The sequence below is a fragment of the Streptomyces sp. NBC_01460 genome, assembly GCF_036227405.1.
Classification (GTDB): Bacteria; Actinomycetota; Actinomycetes; order Streptomycetales; family Streptomycetaceae; genus Streptomyces.
In genome coordinates, this window is the sequence record NZ_CP109473.1 from 1,363,201 (window position 1) to 1,388,377 (window position 25,177).

At 67.9% G+C, this 25,177-nt stretch carries 16 protein-coding genes; 12 read left to right on the forward strand and 4 right to left on the reverse strand.

The genetic code is table 11. The annotated features are described in order from the left end of the window. Positions 1–57 precede the first annotated feature (57 nt). Complete coding sequence (locus OG488_RS06010) at positions 58–2,436, forward strand: chitinase C-terminal domain-containing protein (protein ID WP_329226605.1); 2,379 nt, start codon at positions 58–60, stop codon at positions 2,434–2,436. Positions 2,437–2,598: 162 nt separating this feature from the next. Here OG488_RS06010 and OG488_RS06015 read toward each other — a convergent pair whose 3' ends face one another. Together OG488_RS06015 and OG488_RS06020 are read right to left on the reverse strand one after the other, a co-directional pair. After that, positions 2,599–3,225 carry a hypothetical protein gene (locus tag OG488_RS06015; RefSeq protein WP_329226607.1) on the reverse strand — a complete coding sequence of 209 codons (627 nt, stop codon included), beginning with the start codon at positions 3,223–3,225 and terminating at the stop codon, positions 2,599–2,601. A 53-nt stretch (positions 3,226–3,278) separates the two neighbouring features. Further along, positions 3,279–4,505 (reverse strand): DNA sulfur modification protein DndB, encoded by a 1,227-nt coding sequence (locus OG488_RS06020; RefSeq protein ID WP_329226608.1) that lies wholly within the window; start codon positions 4,503–4,505, stop codon positions 3,279–3,281. Positions 4,506–4,680: 175 nt separating this feature from the next. Here OG488_RS06020 and OG488_RS06025 point away from each other — a divergent pair, with 175 nt between their 5' ends. The 4 genes from OG488_RS06025 (at position 4,681) to OG488_RS06040 (ending at position 13,524) form a co-directional block, all read left to right on the forward strand. Continuing rightward, positions 4,681–6,861 (forward strand): N-6 DNA methylase, encoded by a 2,181-nt coding sequence (locus tag OG488_RS06025; protein WP_329226610.1) that lies wholly within the window; start codon positions 4,681–4,683, stop codon positions 6,859–6,861. 95 nt (positions 6,862–6,956) lie between these two features. Beyond that, on the forward strand, positions 6,957–9,074 hold the full coding sequence (locus OG488_RS06030) for a type I restriction-modification system subunit M (RefSeq protein WP_329226612.1): 2,118 nt from the start codon (positions 6,957–6,959) through the stop codon (positions 9,072–9,074). Beyond that, a complete protein-coding gene (locus OG488_RS06035; protein WP_329226614.1) occupies positions 9,071–10,348 on the forward strand; it encodes a restriction endonuclease subunit S in 1,278 nt (425 codons plus the stop codon). The genes OG488_RS06030 and OG488_RS06035 overlap by 4 nt, the downstream gene beginning before the upstream one ends. After that, positions 10,345–13,524 (forward strand): type I restriction endonuclease subunit R, encoded by a 3,180-nt coding sequence (locus OG488_RS06040; RefSeq protein WP_329226616.1) that lies wholly within the window; start codon positions 10,345–10,347, stop codon positions 13,522–13,524. The genes OG488_RS06035 and OG488_RS06040 overlap by 4 nt, the downstream gene beginning before the upstream one ends. A gap of 70 nt (positions 13,525–13,594) precedes the next feature. On the opposite strand, the gene OG488_RS06045 is transcribed toward OG488_RS06040, so the two are convergent. Both OG488_RS06045 and OG488_RS06050 read right to left on the reverse strand, forming a co-directional pair. Continuing rightward, a complete protein-coding gene (locus tag OG488_RS06045; RefSeq protein ID WP_329226618.1) occupies positions 13,595–13,849 on the reverse strand; it encodes a DUF397 domain-containing protein in 255 nt (84 codons plus the stop codon). Beyond that, a complete protein-coding gene (locus tag OG488_RS06050; protein ID WP_329226620.1) occupies positions 13,846–14,712 on the reverse strand; it encodes a helix-turn-helix domain-containing protein in 867 nt (288 codons plus the stop codon). The genes OG488_RS06045 and OG488_RS06050 overlap by 4 nt, the downstream gene beginning before the upstream one ends. Before the next feature lie 551 nt (positions 14,713–15,263). Between OG488_RS06050 and OG488_RS06055 the strand changes: the two genes are divergently transcribed. The 7 genes from OG488_RS06055 to OG488_RS06085 all read left to right on the forward strand — a co-directional run bounded on the left by OG488_RS06055 (position 15,264) and on the right by OG488_RS06085 (position 25,164). Further along, positions 15,264–16,310, forward strand: a complete 1,047-nt coding sequence (locus OG488_RS06055; protein WP_329226622.1) for a MarR family transcriptional regulator — start codon at positions 15,264–15,266, stop codon at positions 16,308–16,310. Positions 16,311–16,424: 114 nt separating this feature from the next. Further along, positions 16,425–18,194, forward strand: a complete 1,770-nt coding sequence (locus OG488_RS06060) for a hypothetical protein (RefSeq protein WP_329226623.1) — start codon at positions 16,425–16,427, stop codon at positions 18,192–18,194. Positions 18,195–18,326: 132 nt separating this feature from the next. Continuing rightward, on the forward strand, positions 18,327–18,794 hold the full coding sequence (locus OG488_RS06065; protein ID WP_329226625.1) for an ATP-binding protein: 468 nt from the start codon (positions 18,327–18,329) through the stop codon (positions 18,792–18,794). 74 nt (positions 18,795–18,868) lie between these two features. Next, entirely contained in the window at positions 18,869–19,360 is a 492-nt protein-coding gene (locus tag OG488_RS06070) for an SseB family protein (protein WP_329226626.1), read from the forward strand. Further along, entirely contained in the window at positions 19,357–20,004 is a 648-nt protein-coding gene (locus OG488_RS06075) for a hypothetical protein (RefSeq protein WP_329226628.1), read from the forward strand. Before OG488_RS06070 ends, OG488_RS06075 begins: the two co-directional genes overlap by 4 nt. Next, the gene (locus OG488_RS06080) at positions 20,004–24,842 is read left to right on the forward strand and encodes a putative T7SS-secreted protein (RefSeq protein WP_329226630.1); all 4,839 of its coding nucleotides are present in this window, start codon (positions 20,004–20,006) and stop codon (positions 24,840–24,842) included. Before OG488_RS06075 ends, OG488_RS06080 begins: the two co-directional genes overlap by 1 nt. After that, on the forward strand, positions 24,835–25,164 hold the full coding sequence (locus OG488_RS06085; protein ID WP_329226631.1) for a hypothetical protein: 330 nt from the start codon (positions 24,835–24,837) through the stop codon (positions 25,162–25,164). Before OG488_RS06080 ends, OG488_RS06085 begins: the two co-directional genes overlap by 8 nt. Positions 25,165–25,177: the final 13 nt, after the last annotated feature.

Sequence of the window (25,177 nt, forward strand, 5' to 3'; positions counted from 1 at the left end):
TCGCACAAGCCCCCTTTGCCAGTTGTGTTCTGCCGACCTCCCCAGGAGGAACAACACATGCTGTCCCCCACCCGCCTGAGAGCCGCCCTGATGGCCGCCGGCGCCGCCGGCGCCCTGTTGCTGGGCTCTCTCACCGCGTCCCCTTCGGCCGCCGCCGACCAGGAGTCCTGTCGGCCCGACGGGCTCTACGAGACCCCCGGCGTCGACGTGCCCTACTGCTCCGTCTACGACGCCGCGGGCCGCGAGAAGATGGGCGCCGACCACCAGCGGCGCGTCATCGGGTACTTCACGAACTGGCGTACCGGCAAGGACGGCAAGCCCGCCTACCTCGCCTCGGACATCCCGTGGGACAAGGTCACCCACCTGAACTACGCGTTCGCGCACGTCGACGGCGCGAACAAGATCTCCGTGGGCACGGACGGCCCCGACAACGCGTCCACCGGGATGACCTGGCCGGGCGTGGCGGGGGCGGAGATGGACCCCGCCCTCCCCTACAAGGGCCACTTCAACCTGCTCAACAAGTTCAAGAAGCAGCACCCGGCCGTGAAGACCCTGGTCTCCGTCGGCGGCTGGGCCGAGACCGGCGGCTACTTCGACGACAAGGGCGGCCGGGTGGACTCGGGCGGCTTCTACTCGATGACCACGAACGCCGACGGCTCGGTGAACCAGAGCGGCATCAACACCTTCGCGGACTCCACCGTCGCCTTCATCAAGAAGTACGGGTTCAACGGCGTCGACATCGACTACGAGTACCCGACGACCATGAAGGACGCGGGCAACCCGCTGGACCACACCCTCGCCAACGCCCGCCGCGCCGGCCTCGTCAAGAGCTACGGCGCCCTGATGAAGACGCTGCGCGAGAAGCTCGACCGCGCCTCCGCCGCCGACGGCACGCACTACCTGCTGACGGTCGCGGCGCCCTCCTCCGGCTATCTGCTGCGCGGGATGGAGACCTTCCAGGTCCAGAAGTACCTGGACTACGTGAACATCATGTCCTACGACCTGCACGGCGCCTGGAACGAGTACGTCGGCCCCAACGCCTCGCTCTTCGACGACGGCAAGGACGCCGAACTGGCGCAGGCCGGTGTCTACTCGACCTCCCAGTACGGAGGCGTCGGCTATCTCAACACGGACTGGGCCTACCACTACTTCCGCGGCTCGATGCCGGCCGGCCGGATCAACATCGGGCTGCCCTACTACACCCGCGGCTTCAAGAACGTGCAGGGCGGTACGAACGGGCTGTGGGGCAAGGCCTCCACGACCGACTGCCCGGCGGGCGCGGGCCTGACCAAGTGCGGTGACGGGGCGGTCGGCATCGACAACCTCTGGCACGACCTGGACACCAACGGCAAGGAGGCGCCCGCCGGCTCCAACCCGATGTGGCACGCGAAGAACCTGGAGAAGGGCGTCGTCGGTGACTACGTCACCCGGTACGGCCTCCCCGCCTCCACACAGCTGACCGGCACCTACGTCCGGAACTACGACTCGACGCTGGTCGCGCCGTGGCTGTGGAACGCCCAGAAGAAGGTGTTCCTGTCCACCGAGGACGAGCAGTCGGTGGCCGCCAAGGCCGACTACGTCGTCGACAAGGGCATCGGCGGCACGATGATCTGGGAGCTCGCCGGCGACTACGCCTGGAACGCGGCCAAGGGACAGTACGAGCCGGGCTCGACCCTGACCTCGGCCATGTACGACGCCTTCAAGTCGGCCGCCCCGTACGGCGCGACGCGGTCCACGACCAGCCTGCCGTCCGAAGCGCTCGACATCGACGTGTCGTTCGACCAGTTCCCGCTGGGCGACTCGAACTACCCGATCAGCCCGAAGCTGAAGATCACCAACAACACGACGGCGACCCTGCCGGGCGGCACGGAGTTCCAGTTCGACTACGCGACCTCGGCGCCGGCCAACGCCAAGGACCAGTCCGGCTTCGGCACGAAGATCGTGCGCAGCGACCACACCGCGGCGAACAACGTGGGCGGGCTGAAGGGCGACTACAACCGCGTCTCGCTGAAGCTGCCGTCCTGGCAGACCCTGGCCCCGGGAGCCTCCGTACAGCTGGACTTCGTCTACTACCTCCCGACGTCGACCCCGTCCAACTGGACGGTGACCTTCGGCGGGTCCACGTACGCCCTCGCCGGTGACCTGGCCCGCGGCACCACCGTGGTCCAGCCGGGGACGGGGAGCACGCCGACCCCGACACCCACCCCGACGCCGACACCGACCTCGACCCCGACGCCGACACCCACCCCGACACCGACCTCGGGTCCGGGCGGCGGCAGCTGCTCCGCGGCGGCGTGGAGCGCCACGTCGGAGTACGGGGGCGGGACGACGGTCAGTCACGGCTCGCACACCTGGAAGGCCCGGTGGTGGACCAAGGGCGAGACCCCCGGCTCCACCGGTGAGTGGGGCGTCTGGCAGGACCTCGGGGCCTGCTGATCCCCCTCCCGCACCACACCGCCCCGCGGTGACCGGCACCGTGCCGGTCACCGCGGGGCTCGCGTCGTGCCGGGGCGGGCGCACCCCCGTCCGGCCGGCGCGTCCCACGACGCCGCCGCAGCACCGGTGCCCACCCTGCTGCGGCCACCGTCTCGGTGCTGCTCAGCCGACGCGCTTCCACTCCTGGCAACGGGTGGACTTGAAGACCTCGCCCTTGTTGACGGTGACCCGGCCGCTTCCGTCCAGGTTGCCGTTGGCGATGATCGCGTCGAATTCCCCGCTGGCGTTGCTCGCCCGCTCCCAGTAACACCCGAAGCCCCCATCGGGTCCCGCGGTCCTGTAGGTCCCCGCCTTCATGTCCTCCCCCACCAGGTACTCGCCGTCTCCCTCGACGGTGGTGGGCGGCCCCTTCGGCTTGGCGGGCTTGGGCGGCGGGGCAGTGACCGTGGCGGTCTTCGTCACGGTCACCGTGGGCCCGGGCACCTCCACCTCCTTCGTTTCCGTCTTGGTGACGGTCACCTTCGGTGTGGGCCCGGCTGCGTCCGTGGCCTGGGCCTGGTCGTCCGAGACGCCGATCCCGACTCCGAGGAACAGGGCAACGAGACCGACGGCTCCGTGGGTGAGCCACCTCTTGCCCTGCGACGGCTTCGCGGGCGGGGCGGGCGGGTGCGTGAACCCGCACGGGTACGGACCGTGCGGCGGCGGGGCGGGCGGGGTCGGGTACGCGCCGTAGGTGGGGGCGCTGAGGGGACGGGGCGTGCCGGGCTGCTGCGGGTTGTCGGGATTCATCGTGCGGGCTCCTGGTCGTCGCGATCGGGCGTCGGTGGTGGTGGCGAGGACGGTCACTGGCCCCGGATGCGCCGTCCTGCCTCCGTGCCCGGGTAGAGCATCGCGTCGGCGACACGGCCGCCGGAGTCCTTCACGCCACCGCTGAAGTTGAGCCGCCCGGTCGCCCCGGCCTTCGCGGCCACACCGTCCCAGTAGCGCGCCTCCCGCTCCCACCGGATGTCGGCGAGGAGCCTCTGCAGCGCGTCGGTGCTCAGCGCGTTCGCCGGGTCGGCCCACGGGGTGGTGTGGTGGACGGCGATCCCGAGCCCGGCCAGCACGGCGGGTGCGGTGACAGCACTGCGCGAGACGAAGTGCGCGCTGTGCTCGGCGATGAGCCGGGCGAGCAGCGGTACGACGTGTCCCTCGACCTGACCCGCGTCGGTACCGGCGGGCAGCTCGTCCTCCTGGACGGTCTCCGCGGACCGTGACAACCCGTTGCGTCCGTAGACCGCCGTGATGACCAGGGCCCGCAGCGCGGAGAGGGTGATCACCTCGGGGTCGCTCTTGCCGACCTGGCGCTTGCTGGCGTTGACGAGCTTCGTGAACGGCACGAGCTTGCCGTCCACGTCCACCTTGACGGCGTCGGCGACGCGGTGCGCGAGGCGGGTGGCGAAGTCCCGCTGGTCCATGGACATGGCCAGGTTCTTCGCGACGGCCACGCCCTGGACGTTGCGGTCGTAGAAGATCTGCCGCGCGTCGGCGACGCTCAGGTCGACGTACAGCTCGAACGGCACGCGGATCGTCGCGAGTTCGGCATAGGTGAGCCCGAAGTGCTCCGGGTCGTCGTACAGCTCATGCCAGGCGGTCGTCTGGGTCTCGCCGTCGATGGCGACGACCGAGGTGCCGGGCGTGATGGTCAGGGTGCGCAGTCCGGTGCCGGGCAGCAGTTCGTCGCTGAGCGCGGCGAGCGGTCCGGCGTGCCAGAAGGTGATCGGCGGCGTGGACCAGCCGGCGCCCAGCTCCCCCTTGACGCCGTCGGCGATGTACTCGGCGTACGAGCCGACGTTCTTCCCCTTCTGCGTGGACTTCAGCGCCCGCTGCACGAGCGACCGCAGTTCGGCGTGACGACGCACGGCGCCGGAGGCGGCCTTGAGCGTCTTCGTGTCCTCCTCGCGGCGAGGAGAGGGAACGAGCTGGACGAGCGTCGGGACGGACATGGTCCCGATCACGGCGTCCGCCCGGAACGGCATGACGGTGAGCTGGGTGCCTTCGACGACAGCGGTCGGCATGGTGATGCGCATGGCGATTCCCCCCACGGGATCGACGAGTTGCCCGTACCCCCTCGGGCCGAGCACCTTCACTTGGAAGCAACACCAGAGAAGCATCACCATGAAAGCATTGTCAAACAGCTTGACGCGTTTGACCGAGAGTGTAAGTTGTGAGCTGTCAGCTACCGAGAGGCCCAGGACTCCCGCCATGCCCCAGCCACCAGCCCAGGTGACCGCCGCCGAGATCTCACGCATCGCGGGAGTCACGCGCGCCACCGTCAGCAACTGGCGCCGTCGGCACGACGACTTCCCCGCGCCGTCCGGGGGCACCGATTCCAGCCCTCTGTACGACCTGGTCGCCGTGCAGAAGTGGCTCGGCGCCCGAGGCCACGCATCGACGGCCGACCCTGCGGAGGAGCTGCGCACCACGTTGCGACTGCACCCCGGGGGTGGCGGCATGACAGGCGCCCTGCTCCCTCTGGCGCTGGCCACGGCTCGGCGCACTCCCGAGGAGCGCACCGCGCTGGCCCGCCTGTCCGACGCCGAGCTCGTCGCCCGCGCCGACAGGGCGGTGGCCGACCTCGCGGAGCTGGTCCCCGGCGCGGAGGCGGTCCACTTCGCGGCGCCTGACGTCGATGTCCTGCGGGCGCTGCTGCGCTGCGTACAGGACGACGCGAGCGGCGAGGCGGCGCTGGCCGTGCTGGCGGAGCGCGAGCTGGAGGACAGTGCCGCGAGCGGCACCTATCGCACCCCGGTGCAGCTGGCCGACCTCGTCGCCCGCCTGGTGCCCGGCCCGTACGCACAGGTCATGGACCCGGCGTGCGGCAGCGGCTCCCTGCTCTCGGCCGCCGCCCGGCGGGGCGCGAAGGTGCTGTACGGCCAGGACAGCGTTCCAGTGCAGGCGCAGCGCAGCGCGGTGAGCCTGCTGCTGGCCGCCCCGGGCGCGGACATCACGGTGCGTGCGGGAGACAGTCTCCGCGCGGACGCGTTCGGCCGGGTCACCGTGGACGCTGTCCTGTGCAACCCGCCGTACGGCGACCGCGACTGGGGCCAGGACGAGCTGGCATACGACGCCCGCTGGGCGTACGGCGTGCCACCGCGCGCCGAGTCCGAGTTGGCCTGGGTCCAGCACGCGCTGGCTCACCTGGTGCCGGGCGGCCACGCCGTCCTGCTCCTCCCCCCGGCCACCGCCTCCCGTGCCTCCGGCCGCCGGGTCCGCATGGAGCTGGTCCGCAGCGGCGCCCTGCGCGCGGTGGTGGCCCTGCCTCCGGGCGCGGCGGCGCCGTTCCATGTGGGGCTCCAGGTCTGGATACTGCAACGCCCCGAACCGGCCGGCCCCGCACATACGTCGGTCCTGTTCGTCGACACGTCCGAGGCGGCGGTAGCAGGCGCCGACACGGCGACCGGCACGGGTACAGGCACACGCACGGGCGGCACCGCCTCCGGCACGCGCACCGGCCGCGCCCCACTGAACTGGACGGCTCTCACCGAGACGGCGCTCACCCAGTGGTCGGCCTTCGCGAAGGACCCGGACGCGTACGCCGACGAGCCGGGTACCGCCCGCGCGGTCCCGGTGGTCGACCTCTTGGACGACGTCGTGGACCTCTCCCCCGCCCGCCATGTACGCGCCTCACGCACGGACATCGCCCCGGCGGAACTGGCCCGGGAAGTGGACGAGGTACGCCGACGGCTCGTCGCCGGTGCCAAGTCACTGGGCAGGGCGGCTGGTTACGACGACTGGAGCGCGGCCGGTCCCGCCCCGCGCGTGTGGCGCACGGCCACGGCGTCGGACCTGTCCCGGGGCGGCGCGCTCACGTTGCTGCGCACGGCGCCGGACTCCAAGGGTTCCGCCGGTGCCGCACCGGTGGCTGCCGTACTCACCGGCCTGGACATCGCGCGCGGTACGGCCCCATCGGGTGACCCGAGCGGGCTGCGGGCGGACGGGGCGCCGGTGATCGCGGCGGGCGACGTGCTCGTACGCGCGGTCGCGGGCGGAAATGGCGCGATGGCCCGGGTGGCGAACGACGCGGACGCGGGGGCTCTGCTCGGCCAACAGGTCCACCTGTTCCGGCCGGATCCGGCAAGGCTCGATCCGTGGTTCCTGGCCGGTTTCCTGGGCGCGGAGGAGAACATCGCGAGCGCGTCGACGGGCAGCACGGTGCTTCACGTCAGCCCGGGCCGACTGCGCGTCCCGCTGCTGCCACTGGAGGAGCAGAGACGCTACGGCGAGGCGTTCCGCCGCGTCCACACACTGAGAACCGAGGCCGCGCGCGCCACGGAACTGGCCGAGGAGACGGCCCGGCTGCTGGTCGGCGGGCTGACGGGGGGCGGGCTGGTGCCGTCAGCTCCAGCGGCGGCCGGCAGCGGGGCATCCGCGGAATCGGCCTGAACCGGCACTACGGCCTTCACCCAACCACCACACTTGTCAGTACCCGCTCCGGTAGACCGGAGAGCGGGGGGTCCGAAAGGAAACCGGGGAATCCCTTGAACAGCAGCAAGCACACGGAGCTGGCGAACCACGCCTGGTCCGTCGCCGACCTTCTGCGCGGCGATTACAAGCAGTCCGACTACGGAAAGGTCATCCTTCCGTTCCTGGTGTTGCGCCGCCTCGAATGCGTCCTGGAGCCGACGCGGGAGAAGGTCGCGGAGACGGCCGCCCGTTTCGAGGGCCAGGAGATCGACACGGACCACTTCCTCCGCCGGGCGTCGGGCCACTCGTTCTACAACACGAGCAGCCTGACCCTGCGGAAGATCGCCGGCGACGCGAGCAATGCGGCAGCGAACCTCCAGGTGTACGTCGGGGGCTTCTCTCCCAACGCCCGTGAGGTCATGGAGAAGTACGAGTTCGCCCAGCAGATCCGCAAGCTCGACAGTGCGAACCTGCTCTACCAGGTGATCGGCAAGTTCACGGACCTGGACCTGCGCCCGGAGGTCGTGCCCAACCACAACATGGGCTACATCTTCGAGGAGCTGATCCGGCGCTTCTCCGAGCAGTCCAACGAGACCGCGGGTGAGCACTTCACCCCGCGCGAAGTGATCAAGCTGATGGTCAACCTGCTGATCGCCCCGGACGGCGACGCGCTCAGCCTGCCGGGTGTCGTACGCACGGTCATGGACCCGGCCTGCGGCACGGGCGGCATGCTCAGCGCGGCCGAGGACCACATCAAGTCGTACAACGACGACGCCACGGTGGAGGTCTACGGGCAGGAGCTCAACCCGGAGTCCTGGGCGATCTGCCGGTCCGACCTGATGATCAAGGAGCAGGACCCGGAGAACATCGCCTTCGGCAACTCCTTCTCGGACGACGGCCACGCGCGGGAGACGTTCGACTACCTGCTGGCCAACCCGCCGTTCGGCGTGGAGTGGAAGAAGGTGAAGGAGGCCGTCGAGTTCGAGCACAACAACCTCGGCGACTCCGGCCGCTTCGGCGCGGGCCTGCCCCGCATCAACGACGGCTCGCTGCTCTTCCTCCAGCACATGATCTCGAAGATGAAGCCGGTGGACGTGAACGGCGGGGGCGGCTCGCGCGTCGCGATCGTCTTCAACGGTTCCCCGCTCTTCACGGGTGCGGCCGGCTCGGGTGAGTCGGAGATCCGCCGCTGGATCCTGGAGAACGACTGGCTTGAGGCGATCGTCGCCTTGCCGGACCAGCTCTTCTACAACACGGGCATCTCCACCTACTTCTGGATCCTGACGAACCGCAAGGACCGTCAGCACAAGGGCAAGGTCGTGTTGCTGGATGCGCGCGACCAGTGGGTGAAGATGCGAAAGTCGCTGGGCGACAAGCGCAAGGAGCTGGGCGATGGGACGGGCGGCAAGCCGAACCACATCGGCGACATCACCCGCCTGTACGGGGAGGCTGTGTCCGCCGCGGCGGACCCGGAGCACCCGATGCACGCCAAGGTGAAGGTCTTCGACAACACGGCGTTCGGCTACCAGCGGATCACGGTCGAAAGGCCGTTGAAGCTGCGCTTCGAGCTGACGGAGGAGACGCTGGCGGCGCTGCTCGCGTCGAAGCCGGTGCAGAAGTGGGCGGAGGAACGCTTCCTGCCGCGCGAGCCAGAGCTGGCGGCGAAGGCGAAGGCCCGCCGGAAGCTGACGGACGAGGAGCAGGCGCAGTTCCAGAAGCTGGCCGACGCCGAGGCGCAGGTGCTGGGGGACGCACTGAGCCCACTGCTGGGCAGCGGGTGGGCCACCAAGTCCGAGGCGCAGGTGGCGGTACGGAACGCCATGGCGGAAGCCGGCGTGCAGGGCCCGACGGGCGCGCCGTTCACGAAGGCACTGCGGGACACGGTGGGGGTGCGGGACCCGGAGGGCGAGCAGCAGCTCCTCAAGGGCGGGGAGAAGGAGCCCGACGGTGAGCTGCGGGACTACGAGAACGTGCTGCTGGGCGAGGACGTCGAGGAGTACCTGAAGCGCGAGGTGCACCCGCACGTGCCGGATGCGTGGATCGACCACTCGAAGACGAAGGTGGGGTACGAAATCCCGTTTACGCGCCACTTCTACGTGTACGAGCCGCCGCGGCCGTTGGCGGAAATCGACGCGGAGCTGAAGACGCTTGAGGCAGAGATCCAGGCACTGCTGGGCAAGGTGACGGAATGAGTGGGAGCCGCATCGCCCCGTGGCTCACTGAGTCAAGATGGCCCACAGTTCCCATCCGGCTGGTTGCCCGCCTTGGATCTGGACACACCCCTAGCCGAAGCAAGCCAGAGTATTGGACTGACTGCACCGCACGATGGATCACCTTGGCTGATGTCTGGCAGTTGCGAAGCGGTCAGAGGAACATCATCACGGAAACCAAGGAAATGATCAGCCCGCTGGGTCTGGCGAACTCTTCGGCTGTTCTCCATCCTCCCGGAACCGTGATTCTTTCCCGCACAGCGTCGGTGGGATTCTCGGCCATCATGGGAACCGAAATGGCCACAAGCCAAGATTTCGCAACCTGGACGTGTGGGCCACGACTGGAGCCCCGCTACCTGCTCCACGCTCTGCGCGGAATGGCGCCGGACCTCCGACGCATCGCCACAGGATCAACTCACAAGACCATCTACATGCCGGACATTGAGCAGTTGAGAATCCCGCTGCCCCCGGTGGACGAGCAGTGCCGCATCGCCGACTTCCTCGACGCCGAGACCAGCCGCATCGACCACTTGGTCTCGCTGCGAACACATCAGCACACCCTCCTCGAGAACCGGTTCAGTGTCGCGGTTCGTGAGCAGTTCTTGGCATTTGATACAACGCCGACCCGTCTTAAATTTCTCTTGGCAGCCCGTCCACGTTATGGCGTCCTCGTACCCAAGTACGTTGCTAGTGGAGTCAAATTCATTCGTGTCAATGACCTTCTGAATCTCGAAGGTCGTGCAGACAATCTGCTGCAGATTTCCACTGACGTCTCGCAGCAATATCCCACCACCGTAGTGCGCAAAAACGATGTGCTCGTAAGCGTAGTGGGCACTCTGGGGCGTGCAGTCGTGACTCCCGCCAGCCTGAGTGGCGCTAACGTCAATCGAGCAATCGCCGTTTTGCGCACCAATCCCGGTATCAATCGTAACCTCCTGACTTCATGGATCAACTCCGAGGGATTTCAAACGCAGGCCGTGCTGGCCACCGGAAACGACAGTGCGCAACGGACCCTGGGCATGGAAGATTTGTCCAACTTCACTCTACGGTGGCCGACGGACAAAGATTCGCAAACGCGGTTGGCTACCCGCGTAAGCGAGATGGAGAAAGAAACGCGTACCTTGGAACGTCTACTTCTCCTGCAAATCGGTAGCCTCAAAGAACGTCGCCAGACCCTCATCACCGCCGCCGTAACCGGCCAGTTCGACGTCTCCACTGCCAGCGGCCGTAACGTAACGGACGGAGTTTCGGCATGAGCCCCATCCACAGCGAGTCCGCCTTCGGCGACGCCATAGTCGCCGCCCTGACCGAGCGCGGATGGCGCAAGGCCAGTCCCACAGACTACGAGGCCGACCTCGGCCTGGACACCAAAGAGCTGTTCCGCTTCCTCAACGCGAGTCAGCCCCACGAGTGGGCTGAACTCGTCGCCGTCTACGGCAACGACGTCAAAACCGCCGAGCGCGGCTTCGCCCAGCGCCTGGACAAGGCCATCAACGACGACGGTCTCCTGAACGTCCTCCGTAACGGCGTCAAGGACCGGGGCGTCCGCCTGCGCGTCGCCTACTTCAAGCCGAACCTCGTCGCCGACGACTCCGTCCTCGACGGCTACCGCGCCAACCGCCTCACCGTCGTACGCGAACTCGTCTACGCCACCAAGCAGGCCGACTGGGGCAACAAGCTCGACCTGACGCTGTTCCTCAACGGCATCCCCGTCGCCACCGCCGAGCTGAAGAACCCGCTCACACGGCAGAATTTCAAGGACGCTAAGGAGCAGTACCGCACCGACCGCGATCCCACCGAGCTGATCTTCACCCGCCGGGTGATCGCCAACTTTGCGGTCGACCCGGACCTCGTCTTCGTCGCCACCCAGCTCCGGGGCAAGAACACCCGCTTCCTGCCGTTCAACACCGGCTCCAACGGTGCCGGCCTGCCCGGTGGCGCCGGAAACCCGGCCCCCACCGCGTACGGCACGTACGCCACCTCCTACCTGTGGGAGCAGGTCTGGGCGCGGGACAACTGGCTGGACCTGCTCCAGCGCTACGTGCACCAGCAGAAGACCAAGACCCCCGGCGGCGGGACCACCAAGTCGACGATCTTCCCGCGCTTCCACCAGTGGGACGTGGTCAAGAAGCTCACCACCCACGCAGCGACCTTCGGCGTGGGCCAGAACTACCTCGTGATGGCCTCCGCCGGCTCCGGCAAGTCGAACACCATTGGCTGGCTCGCCCACCGCCTGAGCGACCTCCACGCCGCCACCGACCCCCGGACGCTCGACCCGGATGCGCTGTCAGCCGGCCGGATCAAGCCGGGTACACCGGTCTTCGACAAGGTCATCGTCATCACGGACCGCCGCAACCTCGACGCCCAGCTCCGGGAGACGGTCGGCAGCTTCTCGCAGATCGAGGGCCTGGTCGTGAAGGTGGACGAGAAGCACGGTTCGAAGAGCGAGCAGCTCGCCCGCGCGCTGTCACGGGACACGGGCAAGATCGTCACGGTCACCCTGCACTCGTTCCCGGCGCTTCTGGACTACATCCAGCGCAACCCCACCGAGATCAAGGGCACCAGCTTCGCCATCATCGTGGACGAGGCGCACTCCTCCCAGTCCGGCGACGCCGCAACCGCCGTACGTGCGGCCCTGCGCGACCTCGGTCTGGACTCCGACTCGGAGGACCAGGGCGCCACCACCGTCACGCTCGACGAGAAGCTGAAGAAGAAGGCCGCGGAGCGCTCACAGGCCGCGAACCTCTCCTACTTCGCGTTCACCGCCACCCCGAAGGCGAAGACGCTCGAACTCTTCGGCACGGAAGACATAGTGGACGGCAAGGCGGCCTACCGCCCCTTCCACACGTACTCCATGCGCCAGGCCATCGAGGAGGGCTTCATCCTCGATCCGCTGCGGAACTACGTCACGTACAACACGTACTGGAAGCTGGTGAACCAGAACCCGGACGAGCGTGAGGTGGACCCCTCCAAGGCCAACAGCCTGCTCGCCCGGTACGCGCTCACCCACGAGTACACCGTCTCCCAGCACGCGCAGGTGATCGTCGAGCACTTCCTGGCGCACTCCCGCGGCCGGCTCGGCGGGCGGGCCAAGTCGATGGTGGTGACGGGTTCGCGGCAGTCGGCCGTGGAGATGGCGCGTGCGATCAAGAGCTACATCAAGGACCGGGAGTACGACACCAAGTACCCGGACCTGGGTGTCCTGGTGGCCTTCTCCGGCTCGCTCACGATCGACGACGAGGAGACGACCGAGCCGAAGGAGAACGGCGGGATCGCGGAGAGCGCGCTGCCGAAGGCGTTCGCCTATACCCGAGCCGACGACAAGGCGGTCGGCGCGGGCGGCCGGGGCCAGCAGGAATTCAAGATCCTGGTCGTGGCAGAGAAGTACCAGACGGGCTTCGACCAGCCATTGCTGACGACCATGTACGTCAACAAGAAGCTGACCGGTATCTCCGCCGTGCAGACCCTCTCCCGGCTCAACCGCACGGCCGACCGCAAGAACCAGGCGGACCTCGCGGTCCTGGACTTCGCGAACGACGCCGAGGACATCCGGGACGCGTTCCGCCCGTACTTCGAGGAGGCCAACACCCTCCCCTCCGACCCGAACCTGCTTTACACCGCGCAGAGTCGGGTCATGTCGGCGCCGATCATCTCGGAGTCGGAGATGGACGAGTTCGCCGCGGCCTACTTCGCGGCGAAGGAGAAGGCGGCCGGCTCTCAGGCCAAGTGGGAGAAGCTGCACGCGGAGCTGTACCGGCTCCTGTCCCCCGCCGTCGCCCGCTTCACCCCGCTCATGGAGAGCGAGGAGGAAGACGACGTGGAGACGGCGGAGGACTTCCGCGCAGACCTCAACGACTACGTGCGCAAGTACGGCTTCCTGGCCCAGATCGTTCCGTACCGCGACGCCGAGTTGGAACGGCTTCACCTCTACGGCCGCTACCTCCTCAACCGTCTGCCCCGCCGCGCGGACGGTGGCGTGGACATAGGGGAGATCGACCTCAGTCACCTGCGCGTGGAGAAGATCGACGAGTACGACCTCTCGCTGTCGCCCGAGGGCTCCGCCCAGCTCCCCGGCTTCGGTGACGGCACGGGCGGCGCGGCGGAGGCGGAAAAGTCGCTGCTGTCGGAGCTGATCGAGGCGTTCAACGCCAAGTTCGGCACGGACTTCACCGAGGAAGACGTCCGCAAGCCGTTCGACAAGACCAAGGAAGACCCCAAGGTTCGGGCGGCGGCCGTCGTCAACGACGAGGCCAACTTCGGCAAGGTCTGGGACAGAGCCTTCGCCGACAACATGGCTGACCACATCGAGACGACGGCTGGCATAGGGCGTCAGTACTTCGGCCCCGACAAGAGCTTCCGGTCCAACCTGGACCGCAGCGCACGCCGGGCGGCGTGGCGGATGATCCGCCGCGAGGAGAACGTGGACGAGTAGCCCACGCACGAACGGGAGAAGCCCGCCGCAGCGCTGGTTCGGCGTCGCGGCGGGCTCTACCGAACGTTGCTCAGCCAGCCACGAGCCCGACAAAATCGGTCCAAGCGTCTGGCCCCACGGTCAGCACAGGACCAGTGGCCTGCTTCGAGTCCCGGATGTGCACGTGGGTAGCCGCAGCAGCAAACTCGACGCACTCGCCGCCGTTGCCGGTGCTGTAACTACTCTTACGCCAGGCGACCTCAACGCAGTCGCCACCTTCAGCCCCGCTGTAGCTGCTCTTGTACCAAGCAAGCTCCTGCGAGGCAGAAACTTCGGCGGTGTTCATAGCTCTCCCAGCAACTTCTCGATGAACCCCAAGGACTCTCCCGGAGTGAGAGCCTGGCTCCGGATGATCCCATAGCGGGCTGCGGCGAGCCGCGTCTCGTCCCGATCACTTAGCCAATTACTGCGCCCTTGTGCCTCGGTATACACGAGCTGTTCCCCGCCCTTGCGCGTAACCACTGTGAAGGGACCGTCCACCCCGGCGTTGTCGTCGCGATCGAGCGGCATCACTTGGATTTCAACATTACGGAACCGGCCGAACTTCAGGAGCTGCGTCAACTGGCCACGCAGAACGGCTGGACCGCCCAACGGGCGTCGCAGAACGGGCTCCTCCACGACAAAGCTCATGAGTGGTGCGGGCCAGCGGCTGAAGATCTCCTGCCGCGCCAAGCGCGCAGATACCCGTTGTTCGATGGTGTCCTCGTCGAGCAACGGTCGTCGCATGGCGAGAACAGCGCGCGTGTACTCCTCGGTCTGCAACAGGCCCTTGACCATGTGCGTGTCGTACGCGCACAGCTCGACCGCCTCAGCCTCCAGCCGCGCCATGTCCCGAAAGAACGCCGGATACTGTGACCGAGCCAGCTCCTCCTTCAACGCCACCAGCAGTCCCCCGGCGTCCAGCACCCGGTCCGCCTTGTCGACGAACTCCGGCTGAGGAATCCGCCGCCCCTGCTCGAACGAGGCCACCGACTGCGCCGCGTACCCCACCCGCTTGCCGAACTCCACCCGGTCCAGCCCGGCCCTCACCCGGAGCAGCTTCAACTGCCGCCCGAACGCGACCGCAACCCCGTTCTCCGACCTGCCCTCCGGCTGCGTCCCCGACGAGGTCACCGCCCCCGCGTCCATGACCGCCTCGTCCTGCGTCATCGCCACCTGCCTGTCCCACGTACGTTCACGCCTCGGCCCATCACGTACAACCAGCCTGCGAAGAAGGGCTCTTCAAGCACCCGTCACACCGACAGCACCCGGCCCGGGAGGCAGCGCCCGCCCCGGCTTGTCCACTCGGGCACCGTAACGACCCGCCCTCTCGCACGCACACCCTTCCCGCAGCGTTCCATCGAAGGAGTGGCCCGACGCTCGGCACCCGAGAGCCGAGCTTCGAGCGTCGGAAACGGATCGTTCACTCGTTGGGAGGACACGATCACGGGCGCGGGCCCGACGCTTGAGCTTCGGGATTCGGAGGCCGAGATGCGAGCTTCGAGATCCGAGCGATGTTGTTCACCCGGTAGGTAGAAGAAGGGTTTTGGGAAAACCTCCCCACCCTCCCTACCCCTCCACAACCAGCTGATATGACTAACTGTGATCAGCTTGCGGCACAGTGTCACGCCTGCTTACGGTGCCCCCAACGAATCGACCCCGACGCGGTGCAGAAACACCGGGCCGGGGTCTCACCCCAAGATCGAACGGAAGACGATCTCGTGGCTACCGAGCACCTTAGCCCTGCCCTCCGCGCACCCGCATCCTCGCGCCCGTACGCGAAAGCCCGCCCCGGCTACGGCAAACGAACCGCGTCAGGCCAACGCGCCTCCCAAGCGGCCGACTTCGCCTTGATGGCGGAGCGCGAGCGGTACGTCGCCGGATACGTCGACCGACTCCCCGACGGCGCGGCCATGGACATCAAGTCACTGGCCAAGAGCCTCCCGCTGTACGGCCAGATGGCCGTCTCCAGCGCGCTGAAGGCCCTCGGAGTGGCCGGACACCTACGGCGCGTACGCTGCCTGGCCGGCGAGGGGGAGCAGGTCCGCTGGGTCTCCCGCACCTACTGGTCCCGTACCGCACGCGACAACGAGTGGTGGGACACGTTCCTGACCACCGAGGGCAGCCACTCCACACCGCGCACGACACCCACTCCCACGCCCGGAGGCGCCGAAGGGCCCGTCGCGGCCCCGACCTCACCTCAGCGGGCGCCCTCAACACCCACCGCCCCACCCGAGCCCACCGCGCCCCCGGCCCCGCCTGCTCCCGCGCCCGCATCACCCGCCATGCCCGAGCAGCGCACCTCGGTGACACCCGAGGTCGCCGCCTCCCCCGCGTACCTCGCCCTGGCCCAACTCGGCCGTCGGGACCCGCGCCTGGCACTCTCCGCAGCCGACTGCCGCACCCTGGAGCCTCTGGCCGCCATCTGGTTCGCACGGGGTGTCGATGCCGACTACCTCACGCAGGCCCTCACCGCAGGCCTCCCTGCCCAGGTCGGGTCCCCCGTCGGCATCGTACGCCGCCGCCTCACAGACAAACTGCCGCCGTACGCAGCCGGCAGCCCGGCCCCTGCCACGACCGTCACCCCGAAGCGCCGCGTCCTCGCCGAGTGCACCGAATGCGGCCGCCCCGGCTCGCCCGAGGCGCTACCCGACGGCCTCTGCCGCCTCTGCCGCACCACCCCGCAGCAGGCGTCCGCCGCTCCACCCGCTGAACGCGACGTCCACGCGCTGGTCGGACAGCTGCGCGAGCTGACCCGCCTGCCCTGACCTTCCGCGATCAACTCGGGGCATTCGCGCCGAACCGTAGGGCATGGGGCCATAGAATCCGCCGTGAACGCCGACGACGTCAGGTCGTTGGGCGTCCCCGCAGGAGGAGATCGCATGCAGGGCTCTTTGGACTCGACGGAGATACCCGAGCCTGAGGAGGACGGCCGGGGCGATTCCGCCGACTCACCCGGGACGGACGGTCCGGCACCGGGCCCGGGTGTCGATTCGTCACCCACGTCGACGGTCATCGCGGAGGTGCTCCCGGGGGTGGCAGTCGTCTGTGGTGAGGTCCCGGCGGAGCTCAAGCCCGATCTGATCGACTTCGGCATCGTGCCGGCTGCCGACCGCAGGCAGATCTCCGCAGTCCTCGCCTCGCTCGGGAACGCGGCAACCGTGGCCGGCAACCTCGGAAACGCCTTCGCGAGCGTGCAGGGGCTCTACAGGCTCGGTAACGCGACTCAGGCCCTGTTGAACAGCGGCGCGAAGCTCGCCGTCAAGGACGGCGCGAACCTCGGAACGGTAATGCTTCCTGGCCGCATCCTGCGCCAGGCTCGTCTCTACCCCGTGAACGCGGTGAGCAAGGCACAGGGCGCGGCCTCGATCGGGCCGGGGCTGGCCATGATCGCCCTTCAGATGATGCTGAGCGAGGTCTCCGGCCTCGTCAGGACCAACCTCGCGGTGACGAGCCAGGTCCTCACCGCCATCCGCAAGGATCAGTGGGCCGAACTGACAGGGCTCGTCGCCGCCATCGACCGGGCGGTCGGCCAGGCGCGAGAGATCGAGTCGGTACCGACGTCCCTGTGGGACGACGTCGCGGGCAGTGGCGCGCTGCTGCAGAAGCAGCTTGAGCTCTACCGAGGGCATGTCGGCGACCACGTGAAGCAGATCGACCGGGCCGACGCACGCAGCCACCACGAGTACCTCCAGACGAACGCCGAGGCGATCGCCTTCGACGCCTACGCCCTCCTGTCCGCCCTCAAGGCATGGACCGGCTATCACGCACTGCGCGCCGCGAGGTCGCGAGCTGCCGGGCGCGAAGACGCGGCCGAGGCTCAGTACGCCGAGGTCATCGCGCGCGACACCCGAGCGGAGTTCGACTCGTCCCTCGCCGAGTCGACGAGCCTCATCGCCTCCCTGACGCGCGAACTACGCATCATCGCCGAGCTCCCCGGACGCGACACGTCGCCCCTGCCCGGGAAGCGGAAGGACTCGAAGGCAGCCCGTCAGACCGCTGCCCGCCTGCTGGAAGCGATCGTGCCTGTTGCCGATGCTCTACGCCCGCCGGCCCCTCCCCTCGTTGCTCCGGGCGTCATCTGCGCACCCGAGTCGCTGGTTCCCGATCCGTACCTCCGCATCCTGCGATGGCTCCTGGATGACGGTGAGACCCTTCGAGTCCTCGGTTTCGCCGACCAGCTCGACGCGCTCGGTCCGGTGTCTGCGATCTTCAGCGGGGCCAAGGAGAAGCTGACAGCAGCAAGGGACAAGGCTGCTGCGAGCACACTGGTCGCCATCACAGATCGCCGCATCATCACGGCCAAGGCCGGTGCGTTCCTCGAACAGGCCGAGATCCGCGCGGACATCCCGATCGACCAGGTGCGATACGTCCGAGCAGGGACCATCCAGGACAAGAGCGCGCGTCGGGCAGTCGACCTCATCACCCGCGACGAGAACATCCGTTGGCTCTTCCAGGCCGATACGGTCGGCACGCTGGTGGACGCGTTCGCCGCCGTACTGGCCGAGTCGATGGCGATCCCGGACGCGGAGCGCGACGCACTACAACAGCGTCGCCTTACGGCCGTCGAGGCGGACGGCGAGAGCGAGAGTAGCGATGCGAGCTCGGCGGATCCGACCGGTTCCGAGGCCGAGACCTCAGGCGCAGGGTAGCCCCCAGCGCCGCTGTCCTCGGGCATCCCGCCTGCCCCTTCTGCGTACGGGCTTGTTCTGGTCGCGTACATCCGGACGATGACAGTGCGTAACCCCTGGTGACGTGTGGTCATGATTCGTCACTGTGGAGGAATGACCGACAAGCCGCCGCTCCTGCCCGTACGACCGACGCGCGCTTCTCACACGCGATTCCCCTGGCATGACTTCACGATGCGATTCAGCTCCACGCCGCGGGGAGCCCGGCTCGCCCGAGGGCTGGCCGGTGAACGCCTCGACGCCTGGGGCGTCCCGTACGGAAGTGACGCGCACGACGCGTTGTTGCTGATCGTCGCCGAGCTCAGCAGCAACGCGGTGCGCCACGGACATGTATCCGGCCGCGACTTCCGGCTCTGCCTCACCGCCGAGGGAACAGCCATCCGCATCGAGGTCACCGACACCCGGGGCGACCACCTCCTCGCCCTCACCGGCCAGACCTCACCCGGTCAGGAGGGCGGCCGCGGCCTCCTGTTGGTCGCCGCCCTGGCCGATCGCTGGGGGTGGTATCCCCGCGCTGACGGTCCGGGCAAGACGGCGTGGGCGGTTCTGGAAGTCGCCCCGTGACCGAGGCAGCAGGATCCAGCCAGTAGGCGAAGTCACGTTGCACTCGAAAATCCGTGCGTGTGATGATCCTTCGCATGACCACGGATGGGGACGGGATACCGGAGCGGCAGCGCATGCGATCACGACTCGCGGACCTGGATGATCTTTCGGGGCCGCCTCCTGAACGGGCACGCGCTGCAACGTCGGTGGAGGCCGAACAGAACCAGTTGCATACGGCCCGCCGCGAGTTTGCAGCGTTGCTGGGCGAGTTCCGGCGTACGGCGGTGCTGGTGCCACTGGATGAGGCCGGCGATCTGTGGTCGGCGGAGCAGAACGGTGTGCGCTGGATATGCGCCTTCTCGGACGAGGAGGCGTTGGCCCGGTTTGCGTCGGCTCGGGGGGAGGCCGGGCGGGAGTGGGCGTATCAGGCCGTTCTGGGTGCGCGGTTGTTGGACGTGATGGTGCCGTTGCTGCCGGGCCCTGCTGGGGTGGCGCTGGATGCGGGCAGTACGGACGGCATGTTGTTCCCGCCGGTGGCGGGCATCGTGCCGGATGCGGTGGCGGTTGATCTCGGGGAGATGCAGTGAGCGGGGAGAACGCGGATCTTCGGGTTCCGCCGGAGGCATTGGCGGAGATCGCGCAGGGGATCGACCTGGCGCATGCGGAGTTGAAGGAGCTCGGGTTCATCGGTGAGGCGTCGGTGGGGCGGGGGTTCTCGGATCTTGCGCTGTCGGGGCTGGAGCTGGGGCATGGCGGGCTGACGTCGGAGTTCGAGACGTTCTGCAACCGGTGGGAGTGGGGTGTGCGGGCCCTGACGCAGAAGGGGAACGGCTTCGCCCTCGGTGTCGGTCTGTCGGCGGGCTCGTATGCGGAGCAGGAGCAGTACGTCAAGGACTCGATCAAGATCGGTGTGAATTCCCTGAACGGGAATCCTCATGCGTCCGAGGACGAGGTCAAGGGCATGAGCTGGGACACGATCAGCACCCAGTCCGCCTACGACAACCCGGACTACAGCCGCGAGTCGTGGGATGCGGCCCACGCCGAGGTGAAGCAGACCTGGAAGGACACCGCCTACGACGTGGAGGACGCCGCGCTCGACTCGATGGAGCGCAACGGGCTGATGGACCCGGCGGTGCGGGATGCTGCGGACGAGCGGCTGCGGGAGCGGCTGGATCCGTCGCAGGAGACGATCGATCAGGCTGAGCAGCCGCGGTGGGGGGAGAGTCGCTGATGGTGGACTGGGGGAAGTGGGGCGACGCCCTGTACGACGGTGCCGGCGACGTGGTCGACAAGGGCAAGGAGATCGTCGGCAAGGGCGTCGACAAGGGCACCGATGTGCTCGGTTCGGGTCTGGAAAAGGTCGGTGCCGAGGGGTGGGCCGACAAGGTCGAGGACTGGGGCGATGAGACCGCCTCTGCCCTGGGTGCGAACGTCGGGGAGCAGCAACTCGGTCAGACCGAGGAGGCAGATGAGCTGATCCATGGCAGGCCGGAGAAGATCAGCGCGGCGGTGAAGAACCTCCGCGACTTCCAGAAGGCGTTCGATCTCGTCGGCGGCGGAATGAGGAAGCTCGACTCCGGCCATTGGAAGGGTGAGGCCGCTGACGCATTCCGCGCCAAGTTCCAGACGCTGCCCACCGACTGGGTGCGCGCGGCGGACGCGTTCGAGGACGCGGCCAAGGCGTTGGAGACGTTCGCAGGGTCGGTCACCAGCGCGCAGGCCAAGGCCTCTGAGGCGATCGCTCTCTTCAAGGAGGGCAAGCAGGACTACGAAACTGCGGCTGCCGCTTTCAAGGTGAAGGCGGAGGCATACAACGCGGTCCGGAACACCGACCATCCGCTTCCGCACCCGGGAACGTTCTCCGATCCGGGCGCAACCAAACGGCGGCACGCACAGGAGATCCTGCAACGTGCCAGGCAGGCACGCAACGACGCTGCCGAGACGGCAAAGGGCGCGATCACCGCCGCGATGGCGCACGCCCCGAAGGAACCGACCGGTATGGATCGGGCGAAGCAGGAACTGATCGACTACGGGGTCGGCCAGGGCATGGAGTTGGCGCACTTCGGCGGTGGTGTCATCAAGGGCACCGCGGGACTGGTGAACTTCGTCCGCTCGGTCAATCCCCAGGACCCGTACAACCTGACGCACCCGGCCGAGTACTACAAGGGCGTCAACATGACGCTCGCCGGCCTCACGTCCACCGTCGCCAACCCCGACCGGGCGCTGAAGAACGCCTGGGACGCGGCAAAGGGTGACCCCTCCGAATTTCTCGGCAGGCTCGTCCCCGAACTGATCGGCACCAAGGGTGGGGGCCTGATCAAGGGCGGCCTGCGGGCCGGGATGAAGGACCTCCGCAAGCGCCCCACGGGCCCCAACCGCCAAGGGCACGAGCGCAATCCTGACTCCAATGGGCAGCAGTGCAGCAAGGTCGAGTGCGCCAACGACCCCGTCGACGTCGCGACCGGGCGCATGCTGCTTCCGCAGACCGACATCGTGCTGCCTGGGTCGCTACCTCTGGTCTTCGAGCGCGTCTTCGACTCTTCACACCGCGCCGGCCGCTGGTTCGGTACAGGGTGGTCGAGCACGGTCGATCAACGCCTCGAGATCGACGCGGAAGGTGTGGTCTTCAGCTGCAACGAGGGCAGCTTGCTCGCATACCCACACCCTGCACCCGGCGTTCCCGTCATGCCTACGCACGGCAGGCGGTGGCCCCTGGACCGGGTGGGCGACGGCTACACCATCACCGACCCGGAAACCGGCCAGATCCGGCACTTCGTCGACCAGCCCACCGGGGACCTGGCGCTCCTGGCCCAGATCGACGACCGTAACGGCCGCTGGATCGCCTTCGAGTACGACGAGGTAGGCGCTCCGACGTCGATCGTGCACCACGGCGGCTATCACCTGAAGCTCACCACGCACGACAGCAGAGTCACCGCCCTTCACTTGGCGGGCGCCGGAGCGGACGGCACCGATCAGGAGATCCTCCGCTACGGCTACACCGACGGCCACCTCACCGAGGTCACCAACTCCTCGGGGAAGCCCCTGCGTTTCGACTGCGACGAGCTGGGCCGCGTCACCGCGTGGACGGACACCAACGGCAGCCGGTACGAGTACGTCTACGACGAACACGACCGCTGCGTGTACCAGAGCGGCACCAATGGCCACCTCGAAGCCCGGTTCACCTGGGACGACACCGATCCAGACACCGGCCTGCGCATGACGTCCATGACGGACAGCCTCGGCCACGCCACGCGATACGTGATCAACGACCGATCCCAGATCGTCAGCGAGATCGGCCCTCTGGGGGCGGTCACCCGCTACGAGCGGGACCGCTACCACCGGCTGTTGTCCCACACCGACCCGCTCGGCCACATCACGCGCTTCACCTACGACGAAGACGGGCGGCTGACCGAGGTGGAGCGGCCGGACGGACGCCGGTCATGCGCCGAGTACAACGAACTGGGACTTCCCGTACGCATCGTCGGCACCGACGGAAATGTCACCCGGCAGACCTTCGACGAGCGTGGCAACCGAACCGCGATCACGGAACCCACCGGCGCCACAATCGCATTCTCGTACGACGAGGCGGGTCACCTCGTCTCCATGGCCGATGCCCTCGGGCAGACTTCGATCGTCACGCCCGACAAGGCCGGACTTCCCATCGCAGTCACTGACCCATTCGGCGCGACCGCTCTCTACGAGCGGGATGCCTTCGGCCGCCCAGTCTCGCTCAGGGACGCTGGGGGTGCGGTCACCCATCTCGAATGGACTATCGAAGGCAGAGTTGCCCGTCGCGTCGGAGCCGACGCAAGCGAGGAGTTGTGGACCTACGACGGTGAAGGAAACTGCCTCACCCATACCAATGCCGCCGGCGCGACCGTCAGCTTCGAGTACACCGATTTCGACCTCCTGCTGTCACGCACAGAGGCGGACGGCGCCCGGTACGAGTTCACGCACGACAGCAACCTCCGGCTCACTCGGGTCACCAACCCTCAGCACCTGAGCTGGAACTACGGATACGATCCAGCCGGTCAGCTGATATCCGAGACGGACTTCGATGACCGGACGCTCCGCTATGAGCGGGATGCTGCAGGCAGGCTCGCTGCACGCACCAGCGCCGCAGGCCGAACAACCCGCTACGAGCGGGACAGGCTCGGTCGCGTCGTCCGCAAGAACGCCGCCGGAACCACCTCCACCTTCGCGTACGACTTCGCCGACCACCTCGTGGAAGCAGTCAACGAGGACGCAACCGTCACGCTCATTCGGGACAGGTACGGCCGCCTTGTCTCCGAGACGGTCAACGGCCGCACCATGTCGTACACCTACGATGCCCTCGGCCGCCGTGCCGGCCGCACCACCCCGACCGGCGCTGTCAGCACCTGGGCCGACGACGCCGCCGGTCGCCGAACCTCCCTCACCACCTCCGGCCGCACCATCGTCTTCGAACATGACGCCCTCGGCCAGGAAACCGCCCGCCACATCGGCGACACTGTCTCCTTCACCAACCAGTACGACCCGCTCGGTCGCCTCACCAGCCAGCAGATCACCGGCACTACGGGCACAAGCATCCAGCGCCGCGACTACACCTACAGCGCCGACGGCAACCTGACCACCCTCACGGACCAGTTCAGCGGGACCCACACCTTCGACCTCGACCCTGCCGGACGTGTCACCGCCGTCCACGCCTCAGGCTGGACCGAGCGCTACGCCTACGACGCAGCCGGCAACCAGACCCACGCAGCTTGGCCGCAACGCCACCCTGGGCAGGAAGCCACAGGCGCGCGTGAGTACGAGGGCACCCGCCTCACCCGGGCCGGTTCTCTCCGCTACTCCCATGATGCGGACGGCCGGATCGTCCAGCGCCGCAAGATCCACCTGTCAGGCAAGTCAGAGGTGTGGCACTACACCTGGGATGCCGAGGACCGGCTCACCGCAGTGACGACGCCGGACGGAACGCGATGGCGGTACGAGTACGACGCGTCAGGCCGACGTACAGCCAAGCTGCGCCTGTCGGCGGACGGTACAACGATCACCGAACGCAGCGACTTCACCTGGGACGGACCGACCCTGTGCGAGCAGACCACGGTCTCGGACGAATTGCCTCATGCGGTCACCCTCACGTGGGACCACGACGGTCTGCGGCCGGTGGCCCAGACGGAACGCATCCTGGCGGCGGTGACGCAGGAGGCTGGAGATGGCCGACATGGCGCTCAGGTTCGCCCCTTGGGGGGCCTACACACCATGGTTCGAGCGAGCGGTGCAGCTGCAGCAGTCGGTACTCCGAACGGGACGGGGCGCACGCAGCCCAGCGTCGACTCTCGCTTCTTCGCCATCGTCACCGACCTCGCCGGCGCGCCCTGCGAACTTGTCGACGAGCAAGGCGGTATCGCCTGGCGCAGCCGCCGGACCTTGTGGGGTACTACTACATGGGCATCTGGCAGCACCGCGTACACGCCGCTGCGCTTCCCCGGCCAGTACTACGATCCTGAGACAGGGCTGCACTACAACTACTCCCGCCATTACGATCCGGAGACTGCGCGCTACCTCACCCCGGACCCGCTCGGCCTCGTACCGGCGCCGAACCCATCGACGTATGTTCTGAATCCGCACACCTGGACCGACCCGCTCGGCCTGTCGCCGTGCCCTACGCATCTGTTTCGCGGAACCACGAGGGGTTTCGAGGGCAGTCCCGGTGTGCAGCGGCACAGCATCACACCGACATCGTCCGATCCCGGCGTCGCCAGCGTGTTCGCGACGCAGGCCGAGCGGTTCGGCGACGCCATCGTCGAGATCTACCCGCGCGGCGCGCTGGACGGGGTCCCGGTCCACCAGGGGTACATTGCGCGCGAGGCCGAGTGGCCGGTCGAGCTGAGCCCGGCAGAACTCTCGTCCCGCGCATCCGTGCAAGTGCCCTCGGCGGTAGCCCGGGAGATCCTCTCCGAGATGGGCATCCACGTGCCACGCAAGATCGGCAACGGGGACATCGATCCGCTTCTTGAATACGATGTTCCCAAGCTCACCCCCGAGCAGATCGCGCACTTCGTAGAGGAGGCACACCGACGTGCTTGATAACGTGCCGGAAAAGGCAGCCTTGAGCATCGAATCCATCGAGTCCGTGACACCGGGCGTTCCCGGCGCGGCGGACGCCGTGGCCATTTGCGTCGTCCGCTGTGTGGAGGGGACGGCACGGCTGGGAATGGTGTTCCAGCACCCGGGTTCCGCAGCCTCCCCGGGCACGGCCACACCAGAGTGCTCGCTGACCGCCATTGAGTGGTACGGCAGGCAGGTCGAGCAACTGGACACCGTTCACTCCGGCAAGGTCACGCTCACGGGAACCGGAGCAGAGAGGCTGGCCAGGCGCGACGTCCTGAATTCGGCACCGCAGCACTGAACGCCCCGTCGAC

Coding starts and splice junctions, on each gene's coding strand:
- OG488_RS06065 (WP_329226625.1), top strand. CDS start 18,327: ATGACCGACAAGCCGCCGCTCCTGCCCGTACGACCGACGCGCGCTTCT.
- OG488_RS06080 (WP_329226630.1), top strand. CDS start 20,004: ATGGTGGACTGGGGGAAGTGGGGCGACGCCCTGTACGACGGTGCCGGC.
- OG488_RS06020 (WP_329226608.1), bottom strand. CDS start 4,505: ATGCGCATCACCATGCCGACCGCTGTCGTCGAAGGCACCCAGCTCACC.
- OG488_RS06060 (WP_329226623.1), top strand. CDS start 16,425: ATGCAGGGCTCTTTGGACTCGACGGAGATACCCGAGCCTGAGGAGGAC.
- OG488_RS06040 (WP_329226616.1), top strand. CDS start 10,345: ATGAGCCCCATCCACAGCGAGTCCGCCTTCGGCGACGCCATAGTCGCC.
- OG488_RS06015 (WP_329226607.1), bottom strand. CDS start 3,225: ATGAATCCCGACAACCCGCAGCAGCCCGGCACGCCCCGTCCCCTCAGC.
- OG488_RS06045 (WP_329226618.1), bottom strand. CDS start 13,849: ATGAACACCGCCGAAGTTTCTGCCTCGCAGGAGCTTGCTTGGTACAAG.
- OG488_RS06025 (WP_329226610.1), top strand. CDS start 4,681: ATGCCCCAGCCACCAGCCCAGGTGACCGCCGCCGAGATCTCACGCATC.
- OG488_RS06035 (WP_329226614.1), top strand. CDS start 9,071: ATGAGTGGGAGCCGCATCGCCCCGTGGCTCACTGAGTCAAGATGGCCC.
- OG488_RS06010 (WP_329226605.1), top strand. CDS start 58: ATGCTGTCCCCCACCCGCCTGAGAGCCGCCCTGATGGCCGCCGGCGCC.
- OG488_RS06070 (WP_329226626.1), top strand. CDS start 18,869: ATGACCACGGATGGGGACGGGATACCGGAGCGGCAGCGCATGCGATCA.
- OG488_RS06050 (WP_329226620.1), bottom strand. CDS start 14,712: ATGACGCAGGACGAGGCGGTCATGGACGCGGGGGCGGTGACCTCGTCG.